The following is a 23541-nucleotide window of genomic DNA, read 5'->3' on the forward strand; positions in this document are numbered from 1 at the left end:
ACAGCTTTAAGATACATCTAAATATTCAATAAACATATTTCGAGGAATTTCTTCTGCCCCCAAACTCTCAAGATGATTGGTGTATACTTGGCAATCGATTAGTGTATAATTTGTATTCTGAATAAAGCTAATAAACGCCACTTTACTAGCGTTACTTACTTTAGCGAACATACTTTCACCACAAAAAACACCATTTCCAACATCTACACCATAAAATCCTCCAACTAATTCATCATCAAGCCAAACCTCAACAGATTTAGCGTAGCCTAAATTATGAAGATTCACATAAGCCTCAATCATATCATTAGTAATCCAAGTTCCAGCTTGCCCGTTGCGCTTTATTTTAGAACATTCGGTAATAACAGTTCTAAAGGCTTTATTAACAGTAACCACAAAAGCTTTATGTTTCAAAACCTGCTTCATGCTTTTTGAAACCTTCAACTTTTCAGGAAACAAAACAAATCGCGGATTAGGAGACCACCATAAAATAGGGTCCTCTTCACTATACCAAGGAAAAATGCCATGCTTATAGGCGTAAATTAGCCGTTCCGCAGATAAATCACCTCCCACAGCCAATAACCCATCGGGAGTGGCATTATTAACGTTTGGAAATTGTATGTCTTGGGTTAAGAAATTCATTTTATTTAATCCAAAATAAATAATATAAAAACTAGCTTAAAAAAAATAGTTAAAATACGCTAGCCTACTACTATTTTAAAAAATGCGTCTTATAATTTATAAAATTAATTGTGCAATTTTAATTGAATACGCTTTCGCGGAACATCAACCTCCAACACTTTTACTATAATTTGTTGGTGCAGGCTTACATGCTCGTTTACATCTTTTACAAAACTATCTGATAGATTAGACACATGAATGAGTCCGCTCTCCTTAATTCCAATATCAACAAAGCAGCCAAAATTAGTGATATTATTTACTATTCCTGGCAACAATTGCCCTTCATGGACATCGGCAATTGTTTTTATATTTTGATTAAAGGTAAACACTTTAGCTTGCTCACGAATATCCAACCCAGGTTTTTCAAGTTCCTTTAAAATATCCTGAAGCGTTGGAAGCCCTACCGACGAGGTACAATATTTTTTTAAATCAATTTTTTTAAGCAAGTCTACATTCCCTATTAGATCCTGTACCCTTTTCCCTAAATCTTTTGCCATTTGCTTCACCAAATCGTAACTTTCAGGATGTACTGCCGAATCGTCTAAGGGGTTTTTAGCGTCTTTAATTCGTAAAAAGGCCGCTCCTTGTTCAAAAGCTTTTCCTCCTAAACGAGGCACTTTTTTTATATCGTTTCTAGAAGCAAATACCCCATTTTCCTGACGGTAGTTAAAAATATTTTCTGCTAGTTTTGGTCCAATTCCCGACACATAACTTAATAAACTGGTGCTAGCTGTATTAATATTTACACCAACGGCATTCACACAACTTTCAACAACCACATCCAATTCCTTTTTAAGCTTGGTTTGGTCCACATCGTGTTGGTATTGCCCGACACCTATAGATTTTGCGTCTATTTTTACCAATTCTGCCAAGGGATCTTGCAAACGGCGACCAATAGAAATGGATCCACGCACCGTTACATCATAATTCGGAAATTCATCCCGAGCTATTTTAGATGCTGAATAAATACTAGCACCTGCCTCACTTACAACAAATACTTGTATATCGTTTTTAAAGTGAATTTTCCTAATTAAGGCTTCCGTTTCACGTGAAGCGGTTCCGTTACCAATTGCAATCGCTTCAATTTGATAAGCTTCTGCTAAAGAGCTTATTTTTTTCATAGCTCCAATACTATCGCTTTGCGGCGGATGTGGATAAATGGTTTCATTATATTTTAATTGCCCCTGAGCATCTAGACAAACTACCTTACAACCGGTTCGAAAACCTGGATCGATGGCTAAAACGCGCTTTTCACCTAGAGGCGAGCCTAACAATAGTTGTTTCAAATTTTTTGCAAATACAGAAATAGCAGATTCATCGGCTTTTGTTTTAGCAATTTGAAGAGCTTCATTACTTAACGAAGGCAGCAACAAACGCTTGTAGGCATCTTGAATAGCCAATTGAATCTGATCTGAGCATTCGTTTTGAGACCTAATAATTTTACTTTCAATTTTATTTAAAGCCTTATCATCATCAATCGCGATTTTAGTTTTTATAAACCCTTCGCTTTCAGCCCTTAAAATAGCCAACAAACGGTGAGACGGTATTCTAATTAAAGATTCTTCCCAATCAAAATAATCTCTAAATTTTTGTGCATTTTCATCGTCTGTTTTTGTTTTAACCACTTTCGTGGAAATCATAGCAAAACGTTCTAGTTGTTGGCGGATGCTATTCCTTATATCCGATCGCTCATTTATCCATTCTGAAATGATATGGCGCGCGCCTTCCAAAGCTGCTTCAACCGAGGCCACCTCACCTTTTATATATTTAAAAGCTATTGATTCTATATCATTTGCATTTTGAGACATGATGATTTTTGCCAAAGGTTCCAAGCCATTTTGTCTTGCTGTATCAGCTTTGGTTTTTCTGCTCTTTTTAATAAAAGGTAAATACAAATCTTCAAGAGCAGTTAAATCTTGAGTCGCTTCTATTTTCTGTTTTAATTCTAGCGTTAAAACAGCTTGTTCTTCCAAAGCCTTTAAAATGGCTGCTTTTCTTTTTTCTAAGGCTTCAAATTGCTCTTTAAACTTTACAATATCCCCGATTTGAACCTCATCTAAATTGCCCGTACGCTCCTTTCTATAACGTGAAATGAAGGGAATGGTACAATCTTCATTTAATAATTCAACAGTGTTTTTAACAGAAACTTCTGGGAGTTTCGTTTGCGTAATGATATAAGAAATTAAGGCTTTCATTTGATATAAATAGATGCTGCGAATTTAAGAAAGTTCCTTTTAAAATGATTATAAAACGAAAAAGGTTACCTTTTTACAGGCAATCTTTTACTATAATCAAATCTCCAAAACCACATTACCGTAAGCGTATATTGTGGCATAGAATTTAACGGGTAGATTTCCCTATAAGTTGTCAATTTCCCTTTGATAGGATCTTCAACTTCATTTATAAACTCTGAAAAAGGGATACGGAAGTCTGTTTTTTTAAATAGTATACTTAAAGATGAAGTGTCTTCTAATCCAACTTCGTAAGTGATTTTTTTCTATTTGTTTGGATGTTCTATTTCACGCTAACAATAATTCGTTACCTATTTTCTAAGTTGTATTTGTAGATAACTCTGTAAATATGTCTTGCATTGGTAATTTGTATAACTACGCCCACAAACATTACATTTATACAATAAAAAAAGGCCTAATAAAAAATTAGACCTTTAGAATTTACAAAAATGAAATGCTTTTATTTTCCAGCTTGTGCTTCAGCCTCCTGAATCATTTTTTCATTCGGTAATATCGCAATATTTACACGACGGTTTTTGGCTCTACCTTCAGCAGTAGCGTTATCATGAATAGGTTGTGTTTCACCAAACCAGTTGGTTGTAAGTCTTCCGCTAGAAATCCCTTTAGAAATTAAATAATTAGTTACTGCATTAGCTCTGTTTTTAGAAAGCGTCATATTATAATCTTCAGCACCTTGGCTATCGGTATGCCCAACTACCAATAAATTAGTGTCTGGATATTCTTGAAAAACGGTAATCAGTTTGTTTAATGAGGTTTGAGATGCTGCATTAATATTATATTTTGCGGTATCAAAATAAACACCACTACCTTCATCAAAAGTAACTACAATACCATCATCCACACGCTCTACTTGGGCGCCAGGAATTTCTTCTTCAATTTTTTGAGCTTGCTTATCCATTTTGTTACCAATAAGCACACCTGCGCCTCCACCTACAACACCACCAATAACAGCTCCTAGTTCACCGTTACCACCTTTTCCAACATTGTTACCTATTATAGCACCTAAAATAGCACCTCCGGTAGCTCCTATAACGGCTCCTTTTTGTTTGTTATTTGCGTTTTGTACAGCACTACAGTTAGTTAAACTTATAGCTATTACAGCTGTAAAAAATAATATTACTGCTTTATTTATAATTGTTTTCATATGTTTTTATAATTTAATTTATTGAAAAGTTAATAAAGTACTTGTTTTAGCCTATATTTTATTGTTTCGAAAAATTCATGTTTAATGTAAAAGCACTGCCTGATACATTAACTGATTGCTGCCATACCATGTCGGTATCCGACAAAGCAGATAATTTTAATCTAAAACCTTGGTTTGTTTCCGATTTATGTTTTTCATTCGTTGGTTTCAATAAGAAATCATATAAACCTGTTTCGGCATCAACCTCCTGAATGGTAAACACAAAGTGTCTTTCACCAGTAGCACAGCTAGGATCATTAATGGTATAGGCTCCCGTATTATTATTTGGCACAAAGCTCCATGTGCTACCTTCAAAACATGCTTTGGAAGCATCATTTAATAAAGTTACATTATAATTTCCTGATTGATTATACGTGATAGAATTTAACACCCAATCGCCTTTAATAACCTTTTTAGAAACCCTAACCGTTTTTGAAGAACCACAACTTAGAACACTAATCGCAACAAAAAATAAAAATATCTTTTTCATAAAAATTACATTTAATTAATAGTGCAAAGATGCAAATCTGTTACAATATTTGTATTATATAGTTATTAATTTTAATTACAATATTTCCATTTATGCCGTTAGTCGTTAAATGTATTTTAATTACGTGAACGGTAGTCTATTAAAAAATTAAAAAGAAATATTATTCAGTTTCAACAGCTTCAAAAATAGCTAAGGGTGCCATTTTCGCCTTATTCAAAATCATCTTATTTCCGTTAAGGGTATAGTTATCCGCCATTTCAATAATGGCCATGAATTGCTTCTCCACATCCATACTTGTACAAGCCATTAAGGTAGCGGTTAATTTAGAAACGGATATTTTATTCCCTTCATCCAGTTTGTAAGTACCGGTAAAATTATTACAACTACCATTTCCAAATAAGGTGTTCTCAGTTTCATTTGAAAAGCTGATATAAGCATTTGTATCACTCACATCGGCCCCCATTAAGGTTACTAACTTCCATTTTGAGTTTTCCATAGAAACGGTTTTTGAGGCTGTATCTATGTTAGTTGTTATTTGTGAAGTTTTGCAGCTTGTGAACAGTATAAATATTGCAAATGCATTTAAGGTAATTGAATTCATCATATAATTTAATTTTTTATATGAAAAGCAAAAAGCAGACCACACTATTATTGAGGATCTGCTTTTATAAATTTATTAAGATAAAATAGAAGTTATGCGACTTTTTTCAGCAAGTCGAAACAAGGACATTTTTTACAACGTTTATCCTCTTTTTTCTTATACTTCTCACAGCAGCTACTTTTTACTTTACTTGGCAGTTTAACTCCTGCTTTTTCAAGTTTCTTTAGTGCTTTTTTTTGTTTCTTTTTACCCAAGGTACTCCAAGTAACTAGTTTACGATGGGCAAATGTAGTTTATTTTTATTAAATCTAAATAAGGTTAAATGTTAAATTATTGCGGAGATTCTGCCGCGGCTGTACTGATGGTTAAATTTTGAATGTCTCTATCAAATAAATACAAGCCTCCTTTATCATCACCAATTAAATTAATCTTATCTAAAATAGTACGTGCCATAGCTTCTTCTTCTATTTGTTCAGCTACATACCACTGCAAAAAGTTATGTGTTGAATAATCTTTCTCTTGTAAGCTAATGTGTACCAATTCATTGATACTATTAGAAACAAAAACCTCATGTTTGTACAATTCTTCAAACATTTCCTTAAAAGAGTTAAAAGTAACGTTAGGAGCCGATAAAGCGGATACTTGCGCATGTCCACCACGTTCGTTAACATATTTTACCAATTTTAGCATATGATCGCGTTCTTCTTGCGATTGCTTATACATGAATCCGGCAACACCTTCTAGACCTTTTACCTCAGCCCAACAAGCCATAGCTAAATAAATTTGAGACGATTCTGCTTCTATTTTAATCTGACCGTTAAGTGCTTCTTCTATATTTTTTGATAACATAATTTTTGTGTTTTTGTAAAGTTAGTAAATTACTTAAGCCGTTCAAATTTAGGGATATGCAAAATGCACAATAGCTTAAATTTATATTAAGATTAAATCTATTTAACAACTAGCTAATTTGCAATCCATTAGCTACATTAGCATCGTCTGGATTTACAAATACTAATTTACCATCTGCATTTTCCGTCATTAAAATCATCCCTTGACTTTCTACGCCGCGAAGCTCTCTTGGGGCTAAGTTAACCAAAACAGTTACACGTTTACCTACCACCTCCTCTGGGCTAAAACTCTCAGCGATTCCAGATACAATGGTACGCACATCAAGTCCCGTATCTACTTTTAAAACTAATAGCTTTTTTGCTTTCGGCATTTTTTCAGCCTCTAAAACGGTACCAACACGAATATCTAATTTAGTAAAATCATCAAAAGTAATTGTTTCTTTTTGTGGTTCCACGGCTTTATTAGCTGCTTCATTCACCTTTTTACTAGCTTCCAATTTATCTAATTGATATTGAATGGTTTCATCTTCAATCTTAGAAAATAATAATTCAGCTTCACCTATTTTATGACCTGAAGGCAATAAAATTTCTTTTGAACTTATACCATCCCATGATATTTCGGCTGCGCTCGATGTAATATTCAATATTGATTTAAGCTTAGCGGATGTAAACGGTAAAAAAGGTTCGCTTAAAGTAGCTAATGCAGAAGCAATTTGAAGCGCAACATACATGATGGTTTGTGTACGTGCTTCATCAACTTTAATAACTTTCCAAGGCTCTTCATCTGCTAAATATTTGTTACCTAATCTTGCTAAATTCATCAATTCTTGTTGCGCTTCTCTAAAACGATAACGCTCAATAGAGCTAGATAACACTCCTGGATAAGCTTTTACAGCCGCTAATGTTTCCTGGTCTACTTCAGAAAAAGTATTTGGTGCCGGTATAATTCCATCATAATACTTTTTTGTTAACACTACAACACGGTTAATGAAATTTCCAAAAATGGCTACCAATTCATTATTATTTCTGGCCTGAAAATCTTTCCAAGTAAAATCGTTATCTTTAGTTTCAGGCGCATTAGCAGTTAAGACATAACGTAAGACATCTTGCTGTCCAGGAAATTCCTTTAAATAATCTGGCAACCAAACGGCCCAATTTTTTGAGGTTGAAAGTTTATTTCCTTCTAAATTCAAAAATTCATTTGCTGGCACATTTTCTGGTAAAATATAAGATCCTTCCGCCTTTAGCATTGCTGGAAAAATGATGCAGTGAAACACTATATTGTCTTTACCTATGAAGTGAACTAGTTTCGTATCGTTACTTTTCCAATAAGGCTCCCAATCTATACCTTTTTCTTTAGCCCATTCTTTGGTTGATGAGATATAACCAATTGGAGCGTCGAACCACACATACAACACCTTTCCTTCACCGCCCTCTACAGGTACGGGAATTCCCCAATCTAAATCGCGGGTTACAGCACGTGGGCGCAACCCGTCATCAATCCACGATTTTACTTGACCATACACGTTTGGTTTCCAGTCTTTTTTATGACCTTCTAAAATCCATTCTTTTAAAAAGCTTTCGTATCTATCTAAAGGTAAAAACCAGTGTTTTGTTTCTTTTAAAGTTGGCACATTTCCTGTTAATGCCGATTTTGGATTTATTAAATCGGTGGCATTTAAACTAGTTCCACATTTTTCGCATTGGTCACCATAAGCCTCTTCATTACCACATTTTGGGCAGGTACCTGTAACAAATCTATCCGCTAAAAACTGGTTTGCCTTTTCATCATATAATTGGGCTGTTACTTCTTCAATAAAATCACCTTTATCGTATAAAGTTTTGAAAAACTCTGATGCCGTTTCATGATGAATCTTAGCAGAAGTTCTCGAATAATTATCAAATGAAATACCAAATTCTTTAAACGATTGCTTAATAATAGCATGGTATTTATCTACAACATCCTGAGGAGACACCCCTTCATTTTTTGCTTTTATTGTAATAGGTACACCGTGTTCATCACTACCTCCAATAAAGGCCACGTCGTTACCTGTTAAACGTAAATAACGTGCATAAATATCTGCTGGCACATAAACCCCTGCTAAATGCCCAATATGTATGGGGCCGTTGGTGTAAGGTAATGCCGAAGTGATGGTGTATCTTTTTGGTTTATTCATCTTTATTGTATTCAGTCTGGTCGAGCGCAGTCGAAACCTACTTAAATAATTGCATTTGAAAAAAACCTCTCGACTGCGCTCGAGGGGGACATTAGTATTTTACAATACTAATTTTAAAGCCGTAAAAGTACACATTTTGAGTGCCATTTAGAAAAAAAATGTACATTTACATCATGTCTAAAATCACACTAATAACAATCCTCGTTTGTGCTGTTTTTATTTGCGGAAGCACTACAATTTCGGCACAAAATAGCATGACTAAAACCTCTAATTTGATGCGTCCACCATATTTAAAAACCGGCGATACAGTTGCTATAGTTGCCCCTTCTGGCATTTTAAGAAACAGAACCGCTGAAATTGAAAAGGCGAAAAGCTTACTTGAAAGTTGGAGATTATATCCTATTGTTGGTAAAAACGTTTTTAACCAGAATCATCATTTTGCTGGCACCGATGCTGAGCGCCATGAAGATTTACAAAATGCAATGGACGACCCAAAAATTAGCGCCATCTGGTGTGCTAGAGGTGGTTATGGTACCGTGCGTATTTTGGACAAATTGAACTATACTAAGTTTAGAAAACACCCTAAATGGGTAATTGGATATTCGGATATTACTGCTTTACACAATCAAATTCATAATGAAGGATTTGAAAGTTTACATGCTATGATGTGCACAAGCTTACAAGACGATGCCAATACAATTCCAGAGACTATTGCCACCTTTAAAGATGCTCTTTTTGGCTCGAGTTTAAAATACAATCTTGAAGGTACTAACTATAATAGAACAGGTAAAGCTTCCGGCCAATTAGTTGGAGGTAATTTAACCTTATTACTTACTATGCTGGGTTCAAAAACCAGTATAAACACTGCAGGTAAAATTTTGTTTATTGAAGAAATTGGGGAATACGAGTATAACATAGACCGCATGTTGCAAAGTTTGAAACGTGCCGGTTATTTTGATAATTGTAAAGGTGTTATAATCGGCGATATTTCTAAAGTAAGAAGAAATACTACGCCTTGGGGCTCACCGGTACAACAACTTATTTTAGATGCTTTGGCTGAATATAATTTCCCTATTGCTTTTAATATGCCCGCTGGCCATGAAAAAGATAATCGTGCTTTAATTTTTGGTAGAAGCATTGAACTTACTGTAGAAAAAGACCAATCGAGCATCATTTTTCAAAAATAAAATCACTTTCATTTTCCATCGAAATGGAAATTCTATAATAGATACAAAAAAAGCTGTAACGGTTTTAAATGGCATCAACCTCATCTTTGTAATGTAAAATTTAAACATACAATTATGAAAAACATAGGAAAAATTTCGGTAGCATTACTTTTAGTTTTAGGATTTACCACAAACTTGAATGCACAGGTTAATGATGGTACGCCTCAAATTGGTTTTAAAGGCGGTGTAAACTTTTCAAATCTTTACACAGAGGATGTAGACGACAATAATGTGTTAACCAGTTTTAATGCGGGTATTTATACCACATTTCCCATCACCAATTTTGTGGCCATTCAACCAGAATTATTGTATTCCAGAAAAGGCTCTGAGCTAGTTTATGATAATGCTTTTGCCTCGGGTACTGCTAAATTCAAATTAAATTATATTGAATTACCTGTTTTATTAAAAATCAATTTAACTAATAATCTTAATATACACGCAGGACCTTATTTTGCTTATTTAGTGGATGCCCAAACTACAAACGAATCTGATAGCGGGAATTTTGACTTTGAAGAAAATTATGATAACGACGATTTCAACAAATTTGATACTGGTTTAGCCGCAGGTGTTGGCTTAGACTTTCAAAATATTGGTATTGGTTTGAGATACAATTATGGTTTATCAACAGTTGGAAAAGAACGTACTTTTGCCGGAGAAACCTACACAGTTCCTGATGGGAAAAACAGTAATATTAGTCTTTACCTAAGCATGCAATTAAACTAATTGTAAGTAAAAAAAATATAAGATTGTGCTCGTTATTAAACGGGCACTAATTTTTTATACTTATTTCAACCCATCAACAGTAACGCTAATATTTCCTTTTACCTTTAAAAAAGCAAGAATCGCGTTGTTTGTTAGTTGTACTTTTTGAAACTCTATATCATCCATTGTCCCGTTTACAAAAACACCAGGCATCGGTGTATAGTTATTTAAGTAACTTAACATGGTTTCTTTGCCTTCGTCTAAATTAGATTGAATGGAATAACGGCAATTCTCCTGTATACGTTTTAATATCACTCCTTTAGCCATCCAGTTAGCCGTTCGTATTAATCTGTTTTTCGTATCTAAAACATAATCTAAATTATCAAAATACAGCTCTTTTGTTTCATTATTGTAAGAGGGAACACCTTCCAAATATATCGTACCGTTTATTGATCCTTGTAAATCTAGAGCTATTACCATTTTACTCTCTTTATGCCAAATAGCCACATTTTTGACTGTAACTTTTTTGGTTCCTGAACTAAATTCCTGTCCAGAAAAATTCTTAGTCATTATTTTTGAAGCATCCTCATACCTAGAAACAGCAACAATATTTGATGTTATATGATTCGGCATTTTAGAAACCGGTTTCAACACAATACTTTTGGCATCAAATTTCGACTCCGGTTGTTTACCAATTACTGTCTCCATAGTACATTTCATTCCCATTTGAAGCAGCACTTTATCTTTTTTTAGTTGTGAGTCGGTTGTATAAATTTCAATAGGCACTATTCTAAGCCAACTCTCATAATCATCGTTCATTTTGAATGGAACCGATACCTTTTCAATGGCTGCCAATACGTTAGGCTTAAAATCCATAGAGGATTCAATAGCGTCATCGATACTTTTTTCAATATCATCTCTAAACAATTTTATAGCAGGATTCACAAGGTAAGTTACTGGTACATTTTTACCGTACACAACCAATGATGGGCTTTCTTTCCATTTTAAATCGGTAATATGTGTTTTTGATTTTAATTTCCAATTGGTTAAACCTATGTTGCTGGTTAAGGTAACCACACCGTTTAGGTAAAACTCATTAGTTTTATATAAGTTCATTCCCATCGTTTGGGTACCAATTCTGTATTTAATAATGGCCTTTAAAGGAAGAATGGTTTTTATTTTATCATCGGATGAACCGTTATCATTTTGAATGGTGATGGGGGCCTGTTTCCAAACCTTTATTTCGATGTTATCGTCTTCAATGGTTTTATCTTCATAAATCAACCCTTTCAAAACCGCATTTATTTGATTTTCAATATCTTTTAATTTAACACTAACAGGTACATTTATAAAGGAAGGAATATGATCAAATGCTATAGGAGCAGCGTCTTCAGGTTCTGGTTTTATGGTCATTAATTGTTGTTTTGGAGCACAAGAAAAATTAATAAGTAACGCAAAAATTACCATCACAAAAAACAAAATACGCTTACACATTTCAATAAATTTTTACGGTAAAAGTAATTAAAGTGACTTTATTTAAATTTTATTTTAATTAATTTTTAGTAGTTCATTTATGTTAACCGTTAATACGGGTAAGTTATCTAATTTTTTTAGGAAATTTTGGATTATGTAATACATTGCTAATTAATAATTAATTCTCTCTTAAAGAATATCAAATGAAGAAAAAAATACAATTAATTACTGCCGCAATGACACTTTTATTAACTTTAAATATGAGTGCTGATACCATTATCAATTCAGAATTAAATTTGTACAACCCAGATGTACGCAAGTGCTTACTTGACGCTACGAAAAGTGAAGGCTGGGAACTTAAATCTGTTTACATAAATGCTAGTGATAAACTGGTATACGTTTTTTCTAAAGACGGAAACGACAAAGTATATATTACCAAATAATTTAGTAATATAAATCCCATATTAAAAGCCACCAAAAAAATGGTTGGCTTTTTTTTATACCCCAAACTGAGACAAATGATGATCCAAATGCTTGTAAAACATAGTATTCCATTCTGTTTTTGTAAGTTTTCCAAAAGAATGCGATTTGCGATTATGAAAAAAATCTTCGCCAGAACTTATGGTTTTTAAAATATAATTAATGAGTCTTACTTTTTCCAATTCAAAATTTCTGGCATCAGCAATTATAAATTCCGGAGCGGTTCTACTGTTTCTCTTATAAGGTTTATTATTTACAACAATGGGTTTTACAAACAACTTAAGCATCATTTTTTTAAAACCGCTAGGTTTTGGATGAATATCATCAAATACCATTTCGTAGGTTACATTACAATGAGCCAACATCTGATCGACACTCATTTTACCCCACAATGGTTTTGAATCAGGTTTTAGACTAGAAATTCTATCAATAACGGCACTAGTTTCATTTAGGTTGTAAAGGTTTATCATGACGTAATGTTTTAATCTTAAACTATTTGCAATTTATTAATTTACTTTGAAAACATATTAAAAATTGAAAAGGTTTTTCTATATCCTTTAAAACAAAGACCTATTGGTTTTCCATAGCAAAAAATAAAAAGGGATTAACTGAAAGATCATATCACCAAGAGGCTATTAATTGAATAAACTATCTAACTTTTTTAATTGAGCTTTCAATTCCTTAAAGTTTACTTCTTTAAAACTAAACGCAATGTCTGGATTTTCAGTTATAGTTGTTTCAATGATATCCATAAATAATTTTCCATTTTCCTTTTTTATCGCAATTAAAACAACATCTTCATTTTTAGGAACCAAGCCAAAATCGAAAACATTACCTGTTTTAAAGCTCGGTATTAAGGAATTTATAGACTTAAAAACCATGTTGATTTCCACTCCTAATTCGTTTTTTATTTTGAGTTTATATTTTATTCTTTGACCGCTTCTATTAAATTTATCGCAATTTATCCAACCTAAATTAGATGTTCTACGTATGTAGTGATTCACTTCGGAGGCAGAAATAGCTTTAGGATTCGTACCAGCTAATCTATCTTCAAAACGCTTATTATTTATTGAGTCTAAAATTAGTTTTCGTTGCCTGTTATCGCCTTTAAAATTGGCAATTAATTGAGTTTCGCCATTCACATCAAATATAATGGGCAAGGAATAAGGCACCGTAACAGCTCTCCCCCTTTGTTTACCTGGCTGCATTTTAGGTAAGGATGAAATAACTCTGCTTGCCTCATCTTCTAATTCGGGATCGGTAGCCCTAGAGCGCACTCCTAAAACATCGCCATTTTGATTGATTTTAAAAATTACATTAATCCGCTGCCTACCTGTTAAACCAAGATTTTTAGCTATCTCAGTGTTAAAATTTGTTTGAACAAAGCTATTAATCGCAGTTGTAGTACATGCCTTAGCTTCTGAATTGGACAAATTTTCGCAACCTGGAAAAACAGGAACCTGTTCTATAACTGCAAACGGAACTTCAACATCTGCTTCTTCGGGGGTTACCACCTTTTCTTCTAGTTCCTTTTGAAGTTTCCAGTTTATATTGCCATTTACCCACGCTCCAGAAAAAAGTTGCATCCCTTCTTTCTTATTAGCCGTAGGAAACGAAATTTCAATATCAGTGTTTAATTTAAGTTTTAAATCTAAATCATCCTTTTTAGCTTCCATAAAAAGCATACCAGCCGTTTCTAATAATTCATCATCAGATTTTGTAGTTAAATTGGCTAAAAGCATATCAGACAACTTATAAAATTCTGTGATTTCCAGATCTACTTTACCAGTTACATTTTTGTTGTTTTGATCAACAAATGAATTCCCTTTAATAACTAGCTTTGTGCCCTCATTACACGTTATTATGGTATCTTCTGAAGTATTTATAGTGAATTTTTGAGGCGTTTTTTTTGGAATTACAACTTCCTCTTTTTCTTTATCTAAAACAACTTTCTGCTCACTAAACACTTCTTCAACTTTTAATTTTAAGGTTTTTTTTAATCGTTCTTTTGGTGAGACCGTATTGGAAATTACAGTGTCTAAAACTGTATTCAAATGGTGTATATCTTTGGGTGAGCTATCCATTTTTACTACATCCGAGGTTTTCAAACTACTATAAATAACAATTGAAATAATTATACTAGCTATTGAAATCCCCAAATATCGCAACCATTTATTTCTTACATAACGTCGTTTTCCTTTTATAATTTCAGACTTTAAAGTTTGGCGTTTTAATCCTTCTAAAAAAATAATGTGATATTCATATAGTTCTTTAAAATATTCATCCTTTTCCAAGCGATCTTCAAAACCTTTAATTTCAGTTTCAGAAAGCGTTTTATTTAAATAACCATTAATTAAATCTATGTTTTGTATATAATTTTCCATGACTTCCCGAATTAAAATTGAACCGTATTAATTGTTTTGAAGATGTCTTTAACTTTCGCTAAGCACTTGTACTTCTGGTTTTTTGCAATCTTTTCAGATTTGAATTTCATCTGTATTGCAATGGCTTTAAAAGACATGGCTTTGATGTAAAACAGTTGTAAAAGTAGCTGACATCGTTCTCCTAATTCTAGAAATGCACGTTCGGCTTGTTGGTATTTTTTTTCCTCTAAAACACTATGGAAGCATTCAATTTCATCAGTTTCAAAATTGTGTGTTTCTTGGTTTGAAAATTTCTTTTGAATATCCTTCCAAATAAATCGGGATACAGAATATAAATAAGTGTAGATAGAAGATGTAAGTTTAAAACCTGATTTTTCCAGATTCCTGTTTAGAATAATTAAAGCTTCTTGAAAAACATCATTAGCATCTTGTTTTGTTCCGCCTTTAGATAGAATTAAAGCTTCAATTTTCGGGTATAAACCATATAGTTTTGAAAACGCTTTTTCACGTTGACCATTTTGAAAAAGTTCTAAGATTTGTTTATCATTCATAAAACTGGTTTATTACTTAATGGTCAAATTTCAAAAAGGTCTCCTACATTATTTAAAAAAGTTAAGGTTAAATTGAATAAAACTTCGGCAATCTCAAAATTTTAAAATCCGCGTTCTTTCTGCAACTTCTCGTAAGCTGCCTGCACTTGCCTGAATTTTTCTTCAGCCCCAGCTTGATGCTCTTTGCCTAAATGTATCACCTTATCAGGGTGGTATTTTTTTGCCATGGTTCTATAGGCTTTTTTTATGTCATCGTTAGTGGCCGTTTTATCAATTTCCAATATTTTATAAGCACTATCACTACTGTCGTAAAACATGGCTTTTATACTCTCAAAATCGTTATGACTAATACCCAAATATCCCGCCATGGTAGCAATCTGTTGGGCTTCATCCTCGGTTACCAAACCGTCTGCTTTAGCAATTCCAAACAAGAAGTGAATAAGTTGCAAACGAGAGGCATGTTGCATCATCTGTCTTATTTGTAAACACACTTGTCTGGTAGAAATATTTTGTTGCTTATTAATTTCCTTAAACAATTTAAACGCATGGTTGGCACGATCTTTACCGTACATACTTACAAACTGATTACGCACAAAATCTAGTTCACGCTGGTCTTGTTTACCATCCGCTTTAATTACTATAGATGCCAAAATGAGTAAACTCACTTCAAAATCGCCCGGTTGTGTTTGCGTTCTAGAAGCCCCTTGCGCTCTTCCTACCACAACATCTTTACTGTTTGCCACACCATCAACTAAACTTCCTAAAGCTAATCCTAAAATGGCACCAATAGGACCTCCAAACGACCATCCTATAGCTGCACCAATCCATTTTGAAAAATTCATGTAATACTTTTTATCTTAAAATAGGTTTCAAATATACCAATGTTAGTCGGGTTTTTTAACAATTTGTTACTTTGATATTGACCCAAAACATCTTTATCACTGATTTAAAAGGTAATATGATAAATTTTCAAAATGAATTGTAAACTACTGCTATAAACTGCGACTTCTTTACTAAATACTTTTCAGTATCTTTGCAATCTAAAATTGTTAATTAATAAAATTTAAAAAATATGTATCCACCAGAATTAGTAAAACCAATGCGTGAAGATTTAACCAAAGTTGGTTTTGAAGAATTACATACTGCCGAGGCTGTTGATGCTGCTTTAGCAAAAGAAGGCACTACCCTTGTAGTTGTAAATTCAGTTTGTGGTTGTGCTGCAGCAAATGCGCGTCCAGGTGCTAGATTGAGTTTGCAAAACGCTAAGCGTCCTGACCATATTGTAACTGTTTTTGCAGGTGTTGATAAAGCTGCTGTTGATGCGGCGCGTGGTTATATGGTTCCATTTCCTCCAAGTTCACCAAGTATGGCCTTGTTTAAAAACGGCGAGTTGGTGCACATGCTAGAGCGTCACCATATTGAAGGAAGACCTGCAGAATTAATTGCAGAAAACCTATCGGATGCCTACAACGAGCACTGTTAAGCATAATAACCATTAAGATTTTTAAAAACCCGTAACTTAGTTATGGGTTTTTTGTTTTTATCACCATAAATTCAATAAAAATACCAACATATATTCATAATAATCCCTTATTTAATCACTATATTTAGTGTATGTATTTATTTGAAATGAATTCATTTGTTTACATTTTCTTAAATTAGAAAGGTCTGTTCGCTCATCATTTTTTTTTGATAGTAATGAATTATAGTAATATGACTAAAATAGTAAAATCCCTAACATTTGAATTTATACAAGTATTAATTACGCTTTTTACTATAATTACATTTTTTCTTTCAGGCGAATTTCTAAATAATTTTTGGTTCATTGGCTTTTTAGGAATCTCTGGTCTCTTATTCAAAGTTGAAGATTGTAAAATCATTTAAAAAAAATAATCTACACCAATGCCCGTAAATAACTTCAACATAAAAGGCTTAAACAATGAGGAAGTTATCCTTTCTCGGGAAAAATTTGGACAAAACACCCTAAACTTTAAACAAGACAGTAGTTTTTTAGATGCCGTAAAAAAACTAATTAAGGAACCCATGATTATCCTTTTATTAGCGGCTTCAATCATATATCTAGTAAGTGGAAATATAGGAGACAGTATTTTTCTTGCCTCGGCAATCATTATCGTTTCCATAATTTCCTTATATCAGGATGCCAGAAGTCGTAACGCACTAGAAAAACTAAAAAGTTTTACACAACCACATTGTAAAGTAATTAGAAACGGCAAAACAGAAGAAATTAAAAGCGAAGACCTAGTTGTTGGCGATTATCTAATTGTAGAAGAAGGCACCGCGATTACAGCAGATGGCATAATTATTCATTCCAACGATTTTTCAGTAAACGAATCCATTTTAACTGGCGAATCTTTGTCTGTTTTTAAAGATAAAGATACTACCGATAATTTAATTTTTAAAGGAACACACGTGGTAAGTGGTTTAGCTATTGCTACTATTACTAACATTGGTAATGAAACCAAATTAGGCGAAATTGGAAAAAGTCTAGAAGACATTTCCGAAGAAAACACACCATTACAGCTTCAAATTAACGATTTTGTTAAAAAAATGGTTTTCGTAGGAACCATTGTTTTTGCAATTGTTTGGGCCATCAATTATTTTATCTCTTACAACTTATTAGACAGTTTATTAAAAGCACTCACTTTGGCCATGAGTATTTTACCTGAGGAAATCCCCATGGCGTTTACGTTCTTTATGGCCATTGGTGCCTGGCGATTAATGAAAATGGGAATTATTGTTAAGCAAATGAAAACTGTTGAAACCTTAGGAAGCGCCACTGTTATTTGTGTAGATAAAACCGGAACTATTACCGAAAATAAAATGAGTTTAGTAAACGTTTTTTCAATTGCTACTAAAACCATTACAAATCCAAATTCAATACTAACTGACGACGAAAAAAAATTGATAGTATCGGCTATGTGGGCAAGCGAACCCATACCGTTCGACCCCATGGAAATAGCGCTACATAATGCGTACATCAACTTGAATAAAGAAGACGAAAGGCCTCATTACAAAATTATTCATGAATACCCGTTAAGTGGAAAACCACCCATGATGACACACATTTTTGAAAATGATTTGGGCCAAAGAATTATAGCAGCAAAAGGAGCGCCAGAGGCATTAATACAGGTTTGTGATTTACAAAGTGAAGAAATAACACAAATTGAAAACGCCATACTAACCTTAACAAAAGAAGGTTATAGGGTTTTAGGTGTAGCCGAAAGTGATTTTAAAAAGGACGATTTCCCAAAAAATCAACAAGACATTGCATTTCAATTTAAAGGCATAATTGCTTTTTATGATCCACCAAAAGAAAACATCAACAAAGTATTAAACGACCTTTATGAAGCTGGTATTGCAGTAAAAATAATAACAGGAGACAACGCAGAAACAACCATAGCCATTGCCAAACAAATTGGGTTTAGAGGGCTGGAGAAAGGTGAAGCGGGCGACGATCTAATGAAGTTATCGGATACCGAATTACAACAAGCCGTTAAGGATACCGCTCTTTTTTACAGAATGTTTCCGGAAGCCAAATTAAAAATTATTAATGCCCTAAAAGCAAACAATGAAATCGTTGCCATGACTGGCGACGGCGTTAATGATGGACCTGCCTTAAAAGCGGCACATATTGGGATTGCCATGGGTAAAAAAGGAACAGAAATAGCCAAACAAGCAGCCTCCTTAATTTTACCAGAAGATGATCTATCTAAAATGGTTGAAGCCGTAGCTATGGGTAGAAAAATTTATACTAACCTTAAAAAAGCAATTCAATACGTTATTTCCATCCATATACCCATTATTCTTACGGTATTTATTCCATTGGCATTGGGTTGGGTGTATCCCAATATTTTTTCACCAGTTCATATAATATTTTTAGAATTAATTATGGGGCCAACTTGTTCTATCATTTTTGAAAATGAACCAATAGAAAAAAATCTGATGTCCCAAAAACCAAGACCCTTTACTACCACATTTTTTAATTGGAAGGAGCTTACCACTAGCATTCTGCAAGGATTAGCAATAACAGCAGGCACTCTAATTGCATATCAATATGCTGTTCATGCTTCATTAGATGAAGCAAAAACAAGAACCATGGTTTTTACGGTTTTAATTGTTGCAAACATATTTTTAACTCTGGTAAACCGTTCATTTTATTATTCAATATTCACCACCTTCAAATACAAAAACCACTTAATTGTTCTAATAATAGGCATAACAATTACAATTTCGGCACTGTTATTATTTGTTCCTACATTAACCAAATTCTTTGAATTTGACACCTTAAGCTATGCTCAGCTTTTAATATGTATCGGGATAGGTTTCATATCGGTAATTTGGTACGAATTCGTAAAATTAAACACAAGATTAAAATCTAAGAAACTTAAAACAAGAACAAATTCAGTTTACTAATCTTTGGTACGTATTGTTATTACTGCCAATGCTTGAATATACATATTACTAAATTTTATCCCTTCGGTTATTCATTTTAACGCTGCTAAATACAAATTGTAAAAATAACAGTTGAGTCCCTATTTTTTAAAAACTGTTTTTTGTTATTTTTGGGGTATGCAAAAAATAATATCTTATCCAATATCTGCTGTTTATACTGCGTGTTTCTTTTTAACACTTGTTATTTTCCATCCCATTCAATGGGTATGTTTTAACATGTTTGGATATGAAGCTCATAAAAAAAGTGTTGATGTGTTGCAGTTCGCTTTAATGCGCTGCGCCAATATATTAGGCACACGCTTTACGTTTACAAACCCGTATGATATAGAAACCGATCAACCCTTAATTATAGTTGCTAATCATCAAAGCCTACACGATATTTACCCAATTACATGGTATATGCGTAAGTATCATCCTAAATTCATCAGCAAAATAGAATTAGGAAAAGGCATCCCGAGTGTATCCTATAATTTAAGACATGGGGGAGCAGCCCTAATTGATAGAAAAAACCCTAGGCAATCGCTACCTGCCCTAATGGCCTTCGGTGAATATATTGAAACTAATAAGCGGGCAGCCGTTATTTTTCCGGAAGGAACAAGAAGTAAGAACGGCGTACCAAAACCTTTTCAAACCAAAGGTTTAGAAGTATTATTTAAAAAAATTCCTTCAGCATTAGTAGTGCCAATTACTATTAATAATTCATGGAAAATGTTAAAATACGGCAATTTTCCTATGGGATTAGGCACACATATAACTTTTACTGTGCATAAGCCTTTAAAAGTTAGTACCTTTGCAAATAAACAAGAACTAATTAATAGTATTGAAACTACTATTAAGGGCAGTATAAATTCTTAAAATATAAAAAATGTCGTTAAAAAACAGGAGATTAGAAGTAATGCAATTTTTGGAAAAAGACGTTGAGTCTTTAATTCAAAAATACTTAATCCCTATTGATAAAATATGGCAACCTACAGATTTTTTGCCAAATTCTGAAAAAGATTCTTTTTTTGAAGACGTTCGTGAAATAAGAGAACTTTCAAAAGAGTTACCTTATGATTTTTGGGTTGTTTTAGTAGGTGATATGATTACTGAGGAAGCATTACCCACTTATGAATCGTGGTTAATGGATGTGGAAGGAGTAGATCAGGTAGATCGGGAAAATGAAAATGGATGGGCCAAATGGGTACGTCACTGGACAGGTGAGGAAAACCGACATGGAGATGTACTTAATAAATACTTGTACCTTTCTGGTCGTGTAAATATGCGTGAAATTGAAATAACCACGCAACACCTTATTGCCGATGGTTTTGATATTGGTACCGATAGAGATCCTTATAAAAACTTTGTATACACTAGTTTTCAGGAGTTGGCAACTTACATTTCACACAACCGAGTTGCTAAAATTGCGAGTAAAAATGGCAACAAACAATTAGGAAAAATGTGTAAAATAATTTCTGGAGACGAAATGCGTCATCACCATGCCTATTCAGAATTTGTGGAACGTATTTTTAAAGTGGACCCCAGCCAAATGATGTTGGCATTTCATGATATGATGAAGCGAAAAATTACCATGCCAGCACATTTTTTAAGAGAATCCGGCAATAAAATAAGTACCGCTTTTGAAGAATTTTCGAATACAGCACAACGCATAGGTGTTTACACGGCAACTGATTATGTTGATATTTTAGATAAATTAAATACTCGTTGGGAAATTGATAAAATCACTGGATTAACGGATGAAGCAGAAAAAGCCAGAGATTATTTATTGAAACTACCTGCTAGAATGTATCGCTTATCTGAACGAATGAAGATACCAGAAAATTCATTTCAATTTAAATGGGTAGAACCAGCTATAATTAAGTAGTATTCTACTTTAAAACACAAATAAATTCCTTTCAAAACCGAAAGGAATTTTTATTTTTATACACTTATGACTTCAACACAAATAATAAATAAAACCATCGCTTTTGTAAAAACACAATTAGCTAATGCCGAAGGCGGGCATGACTGGTTTCATATAGAACGTGTTTATAAAAACACCCTATTAATTGCTAAAAATGAAGCAGTAGATGAGTTTGTGGTGCAATTAGGCGCCCTGCTTCATGATATTGCCGATAGTAAATTCCATGATGGTGATGAAACTATTGGCCCTAAAAAAGCACGCGAATTCTTATTTAATCTTAACGTAGATTCTAAAATTATAGAACACGTTATTAAGATTATTGAAAATATTTCTTTTAAAGGAGGGAATGAATCTCAAAAATTTAAATCACTGGAATTAGATGTTGTTCAGGATGCGGATAGATTGGATGCAATTGGCGCAATTGGCATTGCACGCTGTTTTAATTACGGAGGATTTAAAAACCGGGAAATTTATAACCCAGACATTAAACCTAATTTAAATATGAATAAAGAGGAATATAAGGCCTCCAATGCTCCTAGCATTAATCATTTTTATGAGAAATTATTGATTTTAAAAGACAAAATGAATACTAACACCGGAAAAAACATAGCAACACAAAGACATGAGTTTATGCAGCTATATCTTAACCAATTTTATAATGAATGGAACGGAATAAGTTAATTTATTGAATTATTAACTTAATTTCCTTTCTATAGTTTGAAGCACTTTTACCTGTAATCTCGTTAAACTGCTTATTGAAATGCGAGAAATTATTAAATCCGCATTCAAAACAAATATCAGCAATACTTTTTTGGCTTTCGTTTAGCAACTTAGTAGCATGCACAACACGGTATTCGTTTACCAATTGGGTAAATGTTTTACCTGTAGCTTTTTTGAAGTATCTACAAAATGCAGGCACAGTCATACTCACCTCATCCGCTATTTCATCTAAGGTTATATGATTGTGAAAATTTTTGTTGACATACTTAAAAATAACATCAATTTTACCACTGTCTTGCGGCTCTGTTTCAAAAGCAAAACCATCAGCATTTAACAAACTGTAATCGTCGGTTGTAGCTAAATAATCTAAAATTTCTAAAAACTTTAGAATTCTTTTTAACCCTTGATGTTCTGTTAGTTTCTCAATTTTAGAACCTATTTTCTGCTTAGATTCAATTTTAAATCGGATCCCTTTTTTCGCTCTTTCAAACAAAGCGATAATGTTTGCCATTTCTGGAACATTCAAAAAGTCGTCGCCTAAAAAATTAGATTTAAACTGAACAGTAGTTTCGGTTCCGTTCGCAGTTAGCCTATCGGTAAAACCATTGTGTGGCAGGTTAGAACCAATAAGTATTAATTGACTATTATTAAAATAGGATAAATGATTTCCTATATGTGTTTTTCCCTGACCTTTGTTGATATATATAAGCTCAAGCTCTGGATGAAAATGCCAGTACGCTCCATTTTTATCTATCGTTTCTACATGTTGTTTAACTAATATAGAACTTCCGAAACTTGGGGTCAGCTTCCTAAAAGTTGGTTTTTTATTAATCATAACAATTTTTTTCTTAAACAAAATTACAACATATTATTTTCTAAATATGTATTCCTTTGCCTTAAATCTATGTTATTTTAACTTATCATCCATTTAACAAATTGTTAACAGTTAATATAGCATATAAATTGGTCAAATCTGTTGTTTTGTTAGAAACACAACCACCATATCTTTGTAATGTTGAAAGTAATAAGATATAAAAATATCAAAAAACAATTCAACTCAAAGTTTTAGAAAAGATAAATATATACAATATAACTCTGATAAAAAAGAGTAACAATATTCATTAATAATTAGTTTAATGTCTTATTTAGTTTAGTTGGTAAAGTGAGCTGTGGTGGCTCACTTTTTTTTTGCCCCAATTTTAAATAATGGGGAGATTACGAATGGATCAATCTCAATTGTTGTGTTTATGCAAAAATTGTAGTTAATCTGTAAAGAAAGAATTCTACATTTTTAACACCTCTAAACTGTGTCCTAAAGGCTTTAATTTTTGCATTGAATGCTTCGGCCGAAGCATTTGTACTTCTATTTATAAAATAGTTTAGGATTGATTTATAATTGA

At 33.1% G+C, this 23541-nt stretch carries 22 protein-coding genes; 8 read left to right on the plus strand and 14 right to left on the minus strand.

What is annotated here, in order from left to right; all coding sequences use genetic code 11:
- Positions 1-6: 6 nt before the first annotated feature.
- The 7 genes from aat to metG form a co-directional block, all read right to left on the minus strand.
- A complete protein-coding gene (gene aat / locus ABYI63_RS09805) occupies positions 7-639 on the minus strand; it encodes a leucyl/phenylalanyl-tRNA--protein transferase (RefSeq protein WP_372755968.1) in 633 nt (210 codons plus the stop codon).
- Positions 640-743: 104 nt separating this feature from the next.
- The gene (locus ABYI63_RS09810; RefSeq protein WP_372755970.1) at positions 744-2873 is read right to left on the minus strand and encodes a Tex family protein; all 2130 of its coding nucleotides are present in this window, start codon (positions 2871-2873) and stop codon (positions 744-746) included.
- A 496-nt stretch (positions 2874-3369) separates the two neighbouring features.
- Positions 3370-4074, minus strand: coding sequence for an OmpA family protein (locus ABYI63_RS09815; protein WP_372755972.1), 705 nt, complete (start codon positions 4072-4074; stop codon positions 3370-3372).
- A gap of 58 nt (positions 4075-4132) precedes the next feature.
- On the minus strand, positions 4133-4603 hold the full coding sequence (locus ABYI63_RS09820; RefSeq protein ID WP_372755974.1) for a lipocalin family protein: 471 nt from the start codon (positions 4601-4603) through the stop codon (positions 4133-4135).
- Positions 4604-4763: 160 nt separating this feature from the next.
- Positions 4764-5207, minus strand: a complete 444-nt coding sequence (locus ABYI63_RS09825; RefSeq protein ID WP_372755976.1) for an META domain-containing protein — start codon at positions 5205-5207, stop codon at positions 4764-4766.
- A 327-nt stretch (positions 5208-5534) separates the two neighbouring features.
- Positions 5535-6053: a ferritin gene (locus tag ABYI63_RS09830; protein WP_372755978.1), complete on the minus strand. Its 519-nt coding sequence runs from the start codon at positions 6051-6053 to the stop codon at positions 5535-5537.
- Positions 6054-6162: 109 nt separating this feature from the next.
- The gene (gene metG, locus ABYI63_RS09835; protein ID WP_372755980.1) at positions 6163-8229 is read right to left on the minus strand and encodes a methionine--tRNA ligase; all 2067 of its coding nucleotides are present in this window, start codon (positions 8227-8229) and stop codon (positions 6163-6165) included.
- A 173-nt stretch (positions 8230-8402) separates the two neighbouring features.
- Between metG and ABYI63_RS09840 the strand changes: the two genes are divergently transcribed.
- Both ABYI63_RS09840 and ABYI63_RS09845 read left to right on the plus strand, forming a co-directional pair.
- On the plus strand, positions 8403-9416 hold the full coding sequence (locus ABYI63_RS09840; RefSeq protein ID WP_372755982.1) for an LD-carboxypeptidase: 1014 nt from the start codon (positions 8403-8405) through the stop codon (positions 9414-9416).
- A gap of 114 nt (positions 9417-9530) precedes the next feature.
- The gene (locus ABYI63_RS09845) at positions 9531-10178 is read left to right on the plus strand and encodes a porin family protein (protein ID WP_372755984.1); all 648 of its coding nucleotides are present in this window, start codon (positions 9531-9533) and stop codon (positions 10176-10178) included.
- Between the two features lie 60 nt (positions 10179-10238).
- On the opposite strand, the gene ABYI63_RS09850 is transcribed toward ABYI63_RS09845, so the two are convergent.
- Positions 10239-11651, minus strand: a complete 1413-nt coding sequence (locus ABYI63_RS09850; protein ID WP_372755986.1) for a DUF4403 family protein — start codon at positions 11649-11651, stop codon at positions 10239-10241.
- A gap of 182 nt (positions 11652-11833) precedes the next feature.
- Here ABYI63_RS09850 and ABYI63_RS09855 point away from each other — a divergent pair, with 182 nt between their 5' ends.
- A complete protein-coding gene (locus ABYI63_RS09855) occupies positions 11834-12073 on the plus strand; it encodes a hypothetical protein (RefSeq protein WP_372755988.1) in 240 nt (79 codons plus the stop codon).
- 54 nt (positions 12074-12127) lie between these two features.
- Here the strand turns inward: ABYI63_RS09855 and ABYI63_RS09860 are convergent, their stop codons facing one another.
- The 4 genes from ABYI63_RS09860 to ABYI63_RS09875 form a co-directional block, all read right to left on the minus strand.
- Positions 12128-12580, minus strand: a complete 453-nt coding sequence (locus ABYI63_RS09860) for a DUF1569 domain-containing protein (RefSeq protein WP_372755990.1) — start codon at positions 12578-12580, stop codon at positions 12128-12130.
- Between the two features lie 165 nt (positions 12581-12745).
- The gene (locus ABYI63_RS09865; RefSeq protein ID WP_372755992.1) at positions 12746-14494 is read right to left on the minus strand and encodes an energy transducer TonB; all 1749 of its coding nucleotides are present in this window, start codon (positions 14492-14494) and stop codon (positions 12746-12748) included.
- 11 nt (positions 14495-14505) lie between these two features.
- Entirely contained in the window at positions 14506-15045 is a 540-nt protein-coding gene (locus ABYI63_RS09870; protein WP_372755994.1) for an RNA polymerase sigma factor, read from the minus strand.
- A gap of 101 nt (positions 15046-15146) precedes the next feature.
- Positions 15147-15887 carry a TerB family tellurite resistance protein gene (locus ABYI63_RS09875; protein WP_372755996.1) on the minus strand — a complete coding sequence of 247 codons (741 nt, stop codon included), beginning with the start codon at positions 15885-15887 and terminating at the stop codon, positions 15147-15149.
- 230 nt (positions 15888-16117) lie between these two features.
- Here ABYI63_RS09875 and ABYI63_RS09880 point away from each other — a divergent pair, with 230 nt between their 5' ends.
- The 5 genes from ABYI63_RS09880 to ABYI63_RS09900 all read left to right on the plus strand — a co-directional run bounded on the left by ABYI63_RS09880 (position 16118) and on the right by ABYI63_RS09900 (position 22102).
- Positions 16118-16528, plus strand: a complete 411-nt coding sequence (locus tag ABYI63_RS09880) for a BrxA/BrxB family bacilliredoxin (RefSeq protein WP_372755998.1) — start codon at positions 16118-16120, stop codon at positions 16526-16528.
- 419 nt (positions 16529-16947) lie between these two features.
- The gene (locus ABYI63_RS09885; protein ID WP_372756000.1) at positions 16948-19479 is read left to right on the plus strand and encodes a cation-translocating P-type ATPase; all 2532 of its coding nucleotides are present in this window, start codon (positions 16948-16950) and stop codon (positions 19477-19479) included.
- Positions 19480-19635: 156 nt separating this feature from the next.
- The gene (locus ABYI63_RS09890; RefSeq protein ID WP_372756002.1) at positions 19636-20373 is read left to right on the plus strand and encodes a lysophospholipid acyltransferase family protein; all 738 of its coding nucleotides are present in this window, start codon (positions 19636-19638) and stop codon (positions 20371-20373) included.
- Between the two features lie 10 nt (positions 20374-20383).
- Positions 20384-21382, plus strand: a complete 999-nt coding sequence (locus ABYI63_RS09895) for an acyl-ACP desaturase (RefSeq protein ID WP_372756004.1) — start codon at positions 20384-20386, stop codon at positions 21380-21382.
- A 66-nt stretch (positions 21383-21448) separates the two neighbouring features.
- Positions 21449-22102: an HD domain-containing protein gene (locus ABYI63_RS09900; RefSeq protein WP_372756006.1), complete on the plus strand. Its 654-nt coding sequence runs from the start codon at positions 21449-21451 to the stop codon at positions 22100-22102.
- 1 nt (position 22103) lies between these two features.
- Here ABYI63_RS09900 and ABYI63_RS09905 read toward each other — a convergent pair whose 3' ends face one another.
- Positions 22104-22976 (minus strand): AraC family transcriptional regulator, encoded by an 873-nt coding sequence (locus tag ABYI63_RS09905; protein WP_372756008.1) that lies wholly within the window; start codon positions 22974-22976, stop codon positions 22104-22106.
- 410 nt (positions 22977-23386) lie between these two features.
- A complete protein-coding gene (locus ABYI63_RS09910; protein WP_372756010.1) occupies positions 23387-23527 on the minus strand; it encodes a transposase in 141 nt (46 codons plus the stop codon).
- Positions 23528-23541 lie beyond the last annotated feature (14 nt).

The organism is Mariniflexile sp. (assembly GCF_041583155.1).
GTDB lineage: Bacteria > Bacteroidota > Bacteroidia > Flavobacteriales > Flavobacteriaceae > Mariniflexile.

Excerpts from the sequence above, each read along its gene's own strand:
- ABYI63_RS09905 (WP_372756008.1), bottom strand. The coding sequence starts at position 22,976 with ATGATTAATAAAAAACCAACTTTTAGGAAGCTGACCCCAAGTTTCGGA.
- aat (WP_372755968.1), bottom strand. The coding sequence starts at position 639 with ATGAATTTCTTAACCCAAGACATACAATTTCCAAACGTTAATAATGCC.
- ABYI63_RS09880 (WP_372755998.1), top strand. The coding sequence starts at position 16,118 with ATGTATCCACCAGAATTAGTAAAACCAATGCGTGAAGATTTAACCAAA.
- ABYI63_RS09825 (WP_372755976.1), bottom strand. The coding sequence starts at position 5,207 with ATGATGAATTCAATTACCTTAAATGCATTTGCAATATTTATACTGTTC.
- ABYI63_RS09850 (WP_372755986.1), bottom strand. The coding sequence starts at position 11,651 with ATGTGTAAGCGTATTTTGTTTTTTGTGATGGTAATTTTTGCGTTACTT.
- ABYI63_RS09820 (WP_372755974.1), bottom strand. The coding sequence starts at position 4,603 with ATGAAAAAGATATTTTTATTTTTTGTTGCGATTAGTGTTCTAAGTTGT.
- ABYI63_RS09865 (WP_372755992.1), bottom strand. The coding sequence starts at position 14,494 with ATGGAAAATTATATACAAAACATAGATTTAATTAATGGTTATTTAAAT.
- ABYI63_RS09875 (WP_372755996.1), bottom strand. The coding sequence starts at position 15,887 with ATGAATTTTTCAAAATGGATTGGTGCAGCTATAGGATGGTCGTTTGGA.
- ABYI63_RS09855 (WP_372755988.1), top strand. The coding sequence starts at position 11,834 with ATGAAGAAAAAAATACAATTAATTACTGCCGCAATGACACTTTTATTA.
- ABYI63_RS09840 (WP_372755982.1), top strand. The coding sequence starts at position 8,403 with ATGTCTAAAATCACACTAATAACAATCCTCGTTTGTGCTGTTTTTATT.
- ABYI63_RS09860 (WP_372755990.1), bottom strand. The coding sequence starts at position 12,580 with ATGATAAACCTTTACAACCTAAATGAAACTAGTGCCGTTATTGATAGA.
- ABYI63_RS09900 (WP_372756006.1), top strand. The coding sequence starts at position 21,449 with ATGACTTCAACACAAATAATAAATAAAACCATCGCTTTTGTAAAAACA.
- ABYI63_RS09810 (WP_372755970.1), bottom strand. The coding sequence starts at position 2,873 with ATGAAAGCCTTAATTTCTTATATCATTACGCAAACGAAACTCCCAGAA.
- ABYI63_RS09830 (WP_372755978.1), bottom strand. The coding sequence starts at position 6,053 with ATGTTATCAAAAAATATAGAAGAAGCACTTAACGGTCAGATTAAAATA.
- ABYI63_RS09870 (WP_372755994.1), bottom strand. The coding sequence starts at position 15,045 with ATGAATGATAAACAAATCTTAGAACTTTTTCAAAATGGTCAACGTGAA.
- ABYI63_RS09885 (WP_372756000.1), top strand. The coding sequence starts at position 16,948 with ATGCCCGTAAATAACTTCAACATAAAAGGCTTAAACAATGAGGAAGTT.
- ABYI63_RS09895 (WP_372756004.1), top strand. The coding sequence starts at position 20,384 with ATGTCGTTAAAAAACAGGAGATTAGAAGTAATGCAATTTTTGGAAAAA.
- ABYI63_RS09890 (WP_372756002.1), top strand. The coding sequence starts at position 19,636 with ATGCAAAAAATAATATCTTATCCAATATCTGCTGTTTATACTGCGTGT.
- ABYI63_RS09845 (WP_372755984.1), top strand. The coding sequence starts at position 9,531 with ATGAAAAACATAGGAAAAATTTCGGTAGCATTACTTTTAGTTTTAGGA.
- metG (WP_372755980.1), bottom strand. The coding sequence starts at position 8,229 with ATGAATAAACCAAAAAGATACACCATCACTTCGGCATTACCTTACACC.
- ABYI63_RS09815 (WP_372755972.1), bottom strand. The coding sequence starts at position 4,074 with ATGAAAACAATTATAAATAAAGCAGTAATATTATTTTTTACAGCTGTA.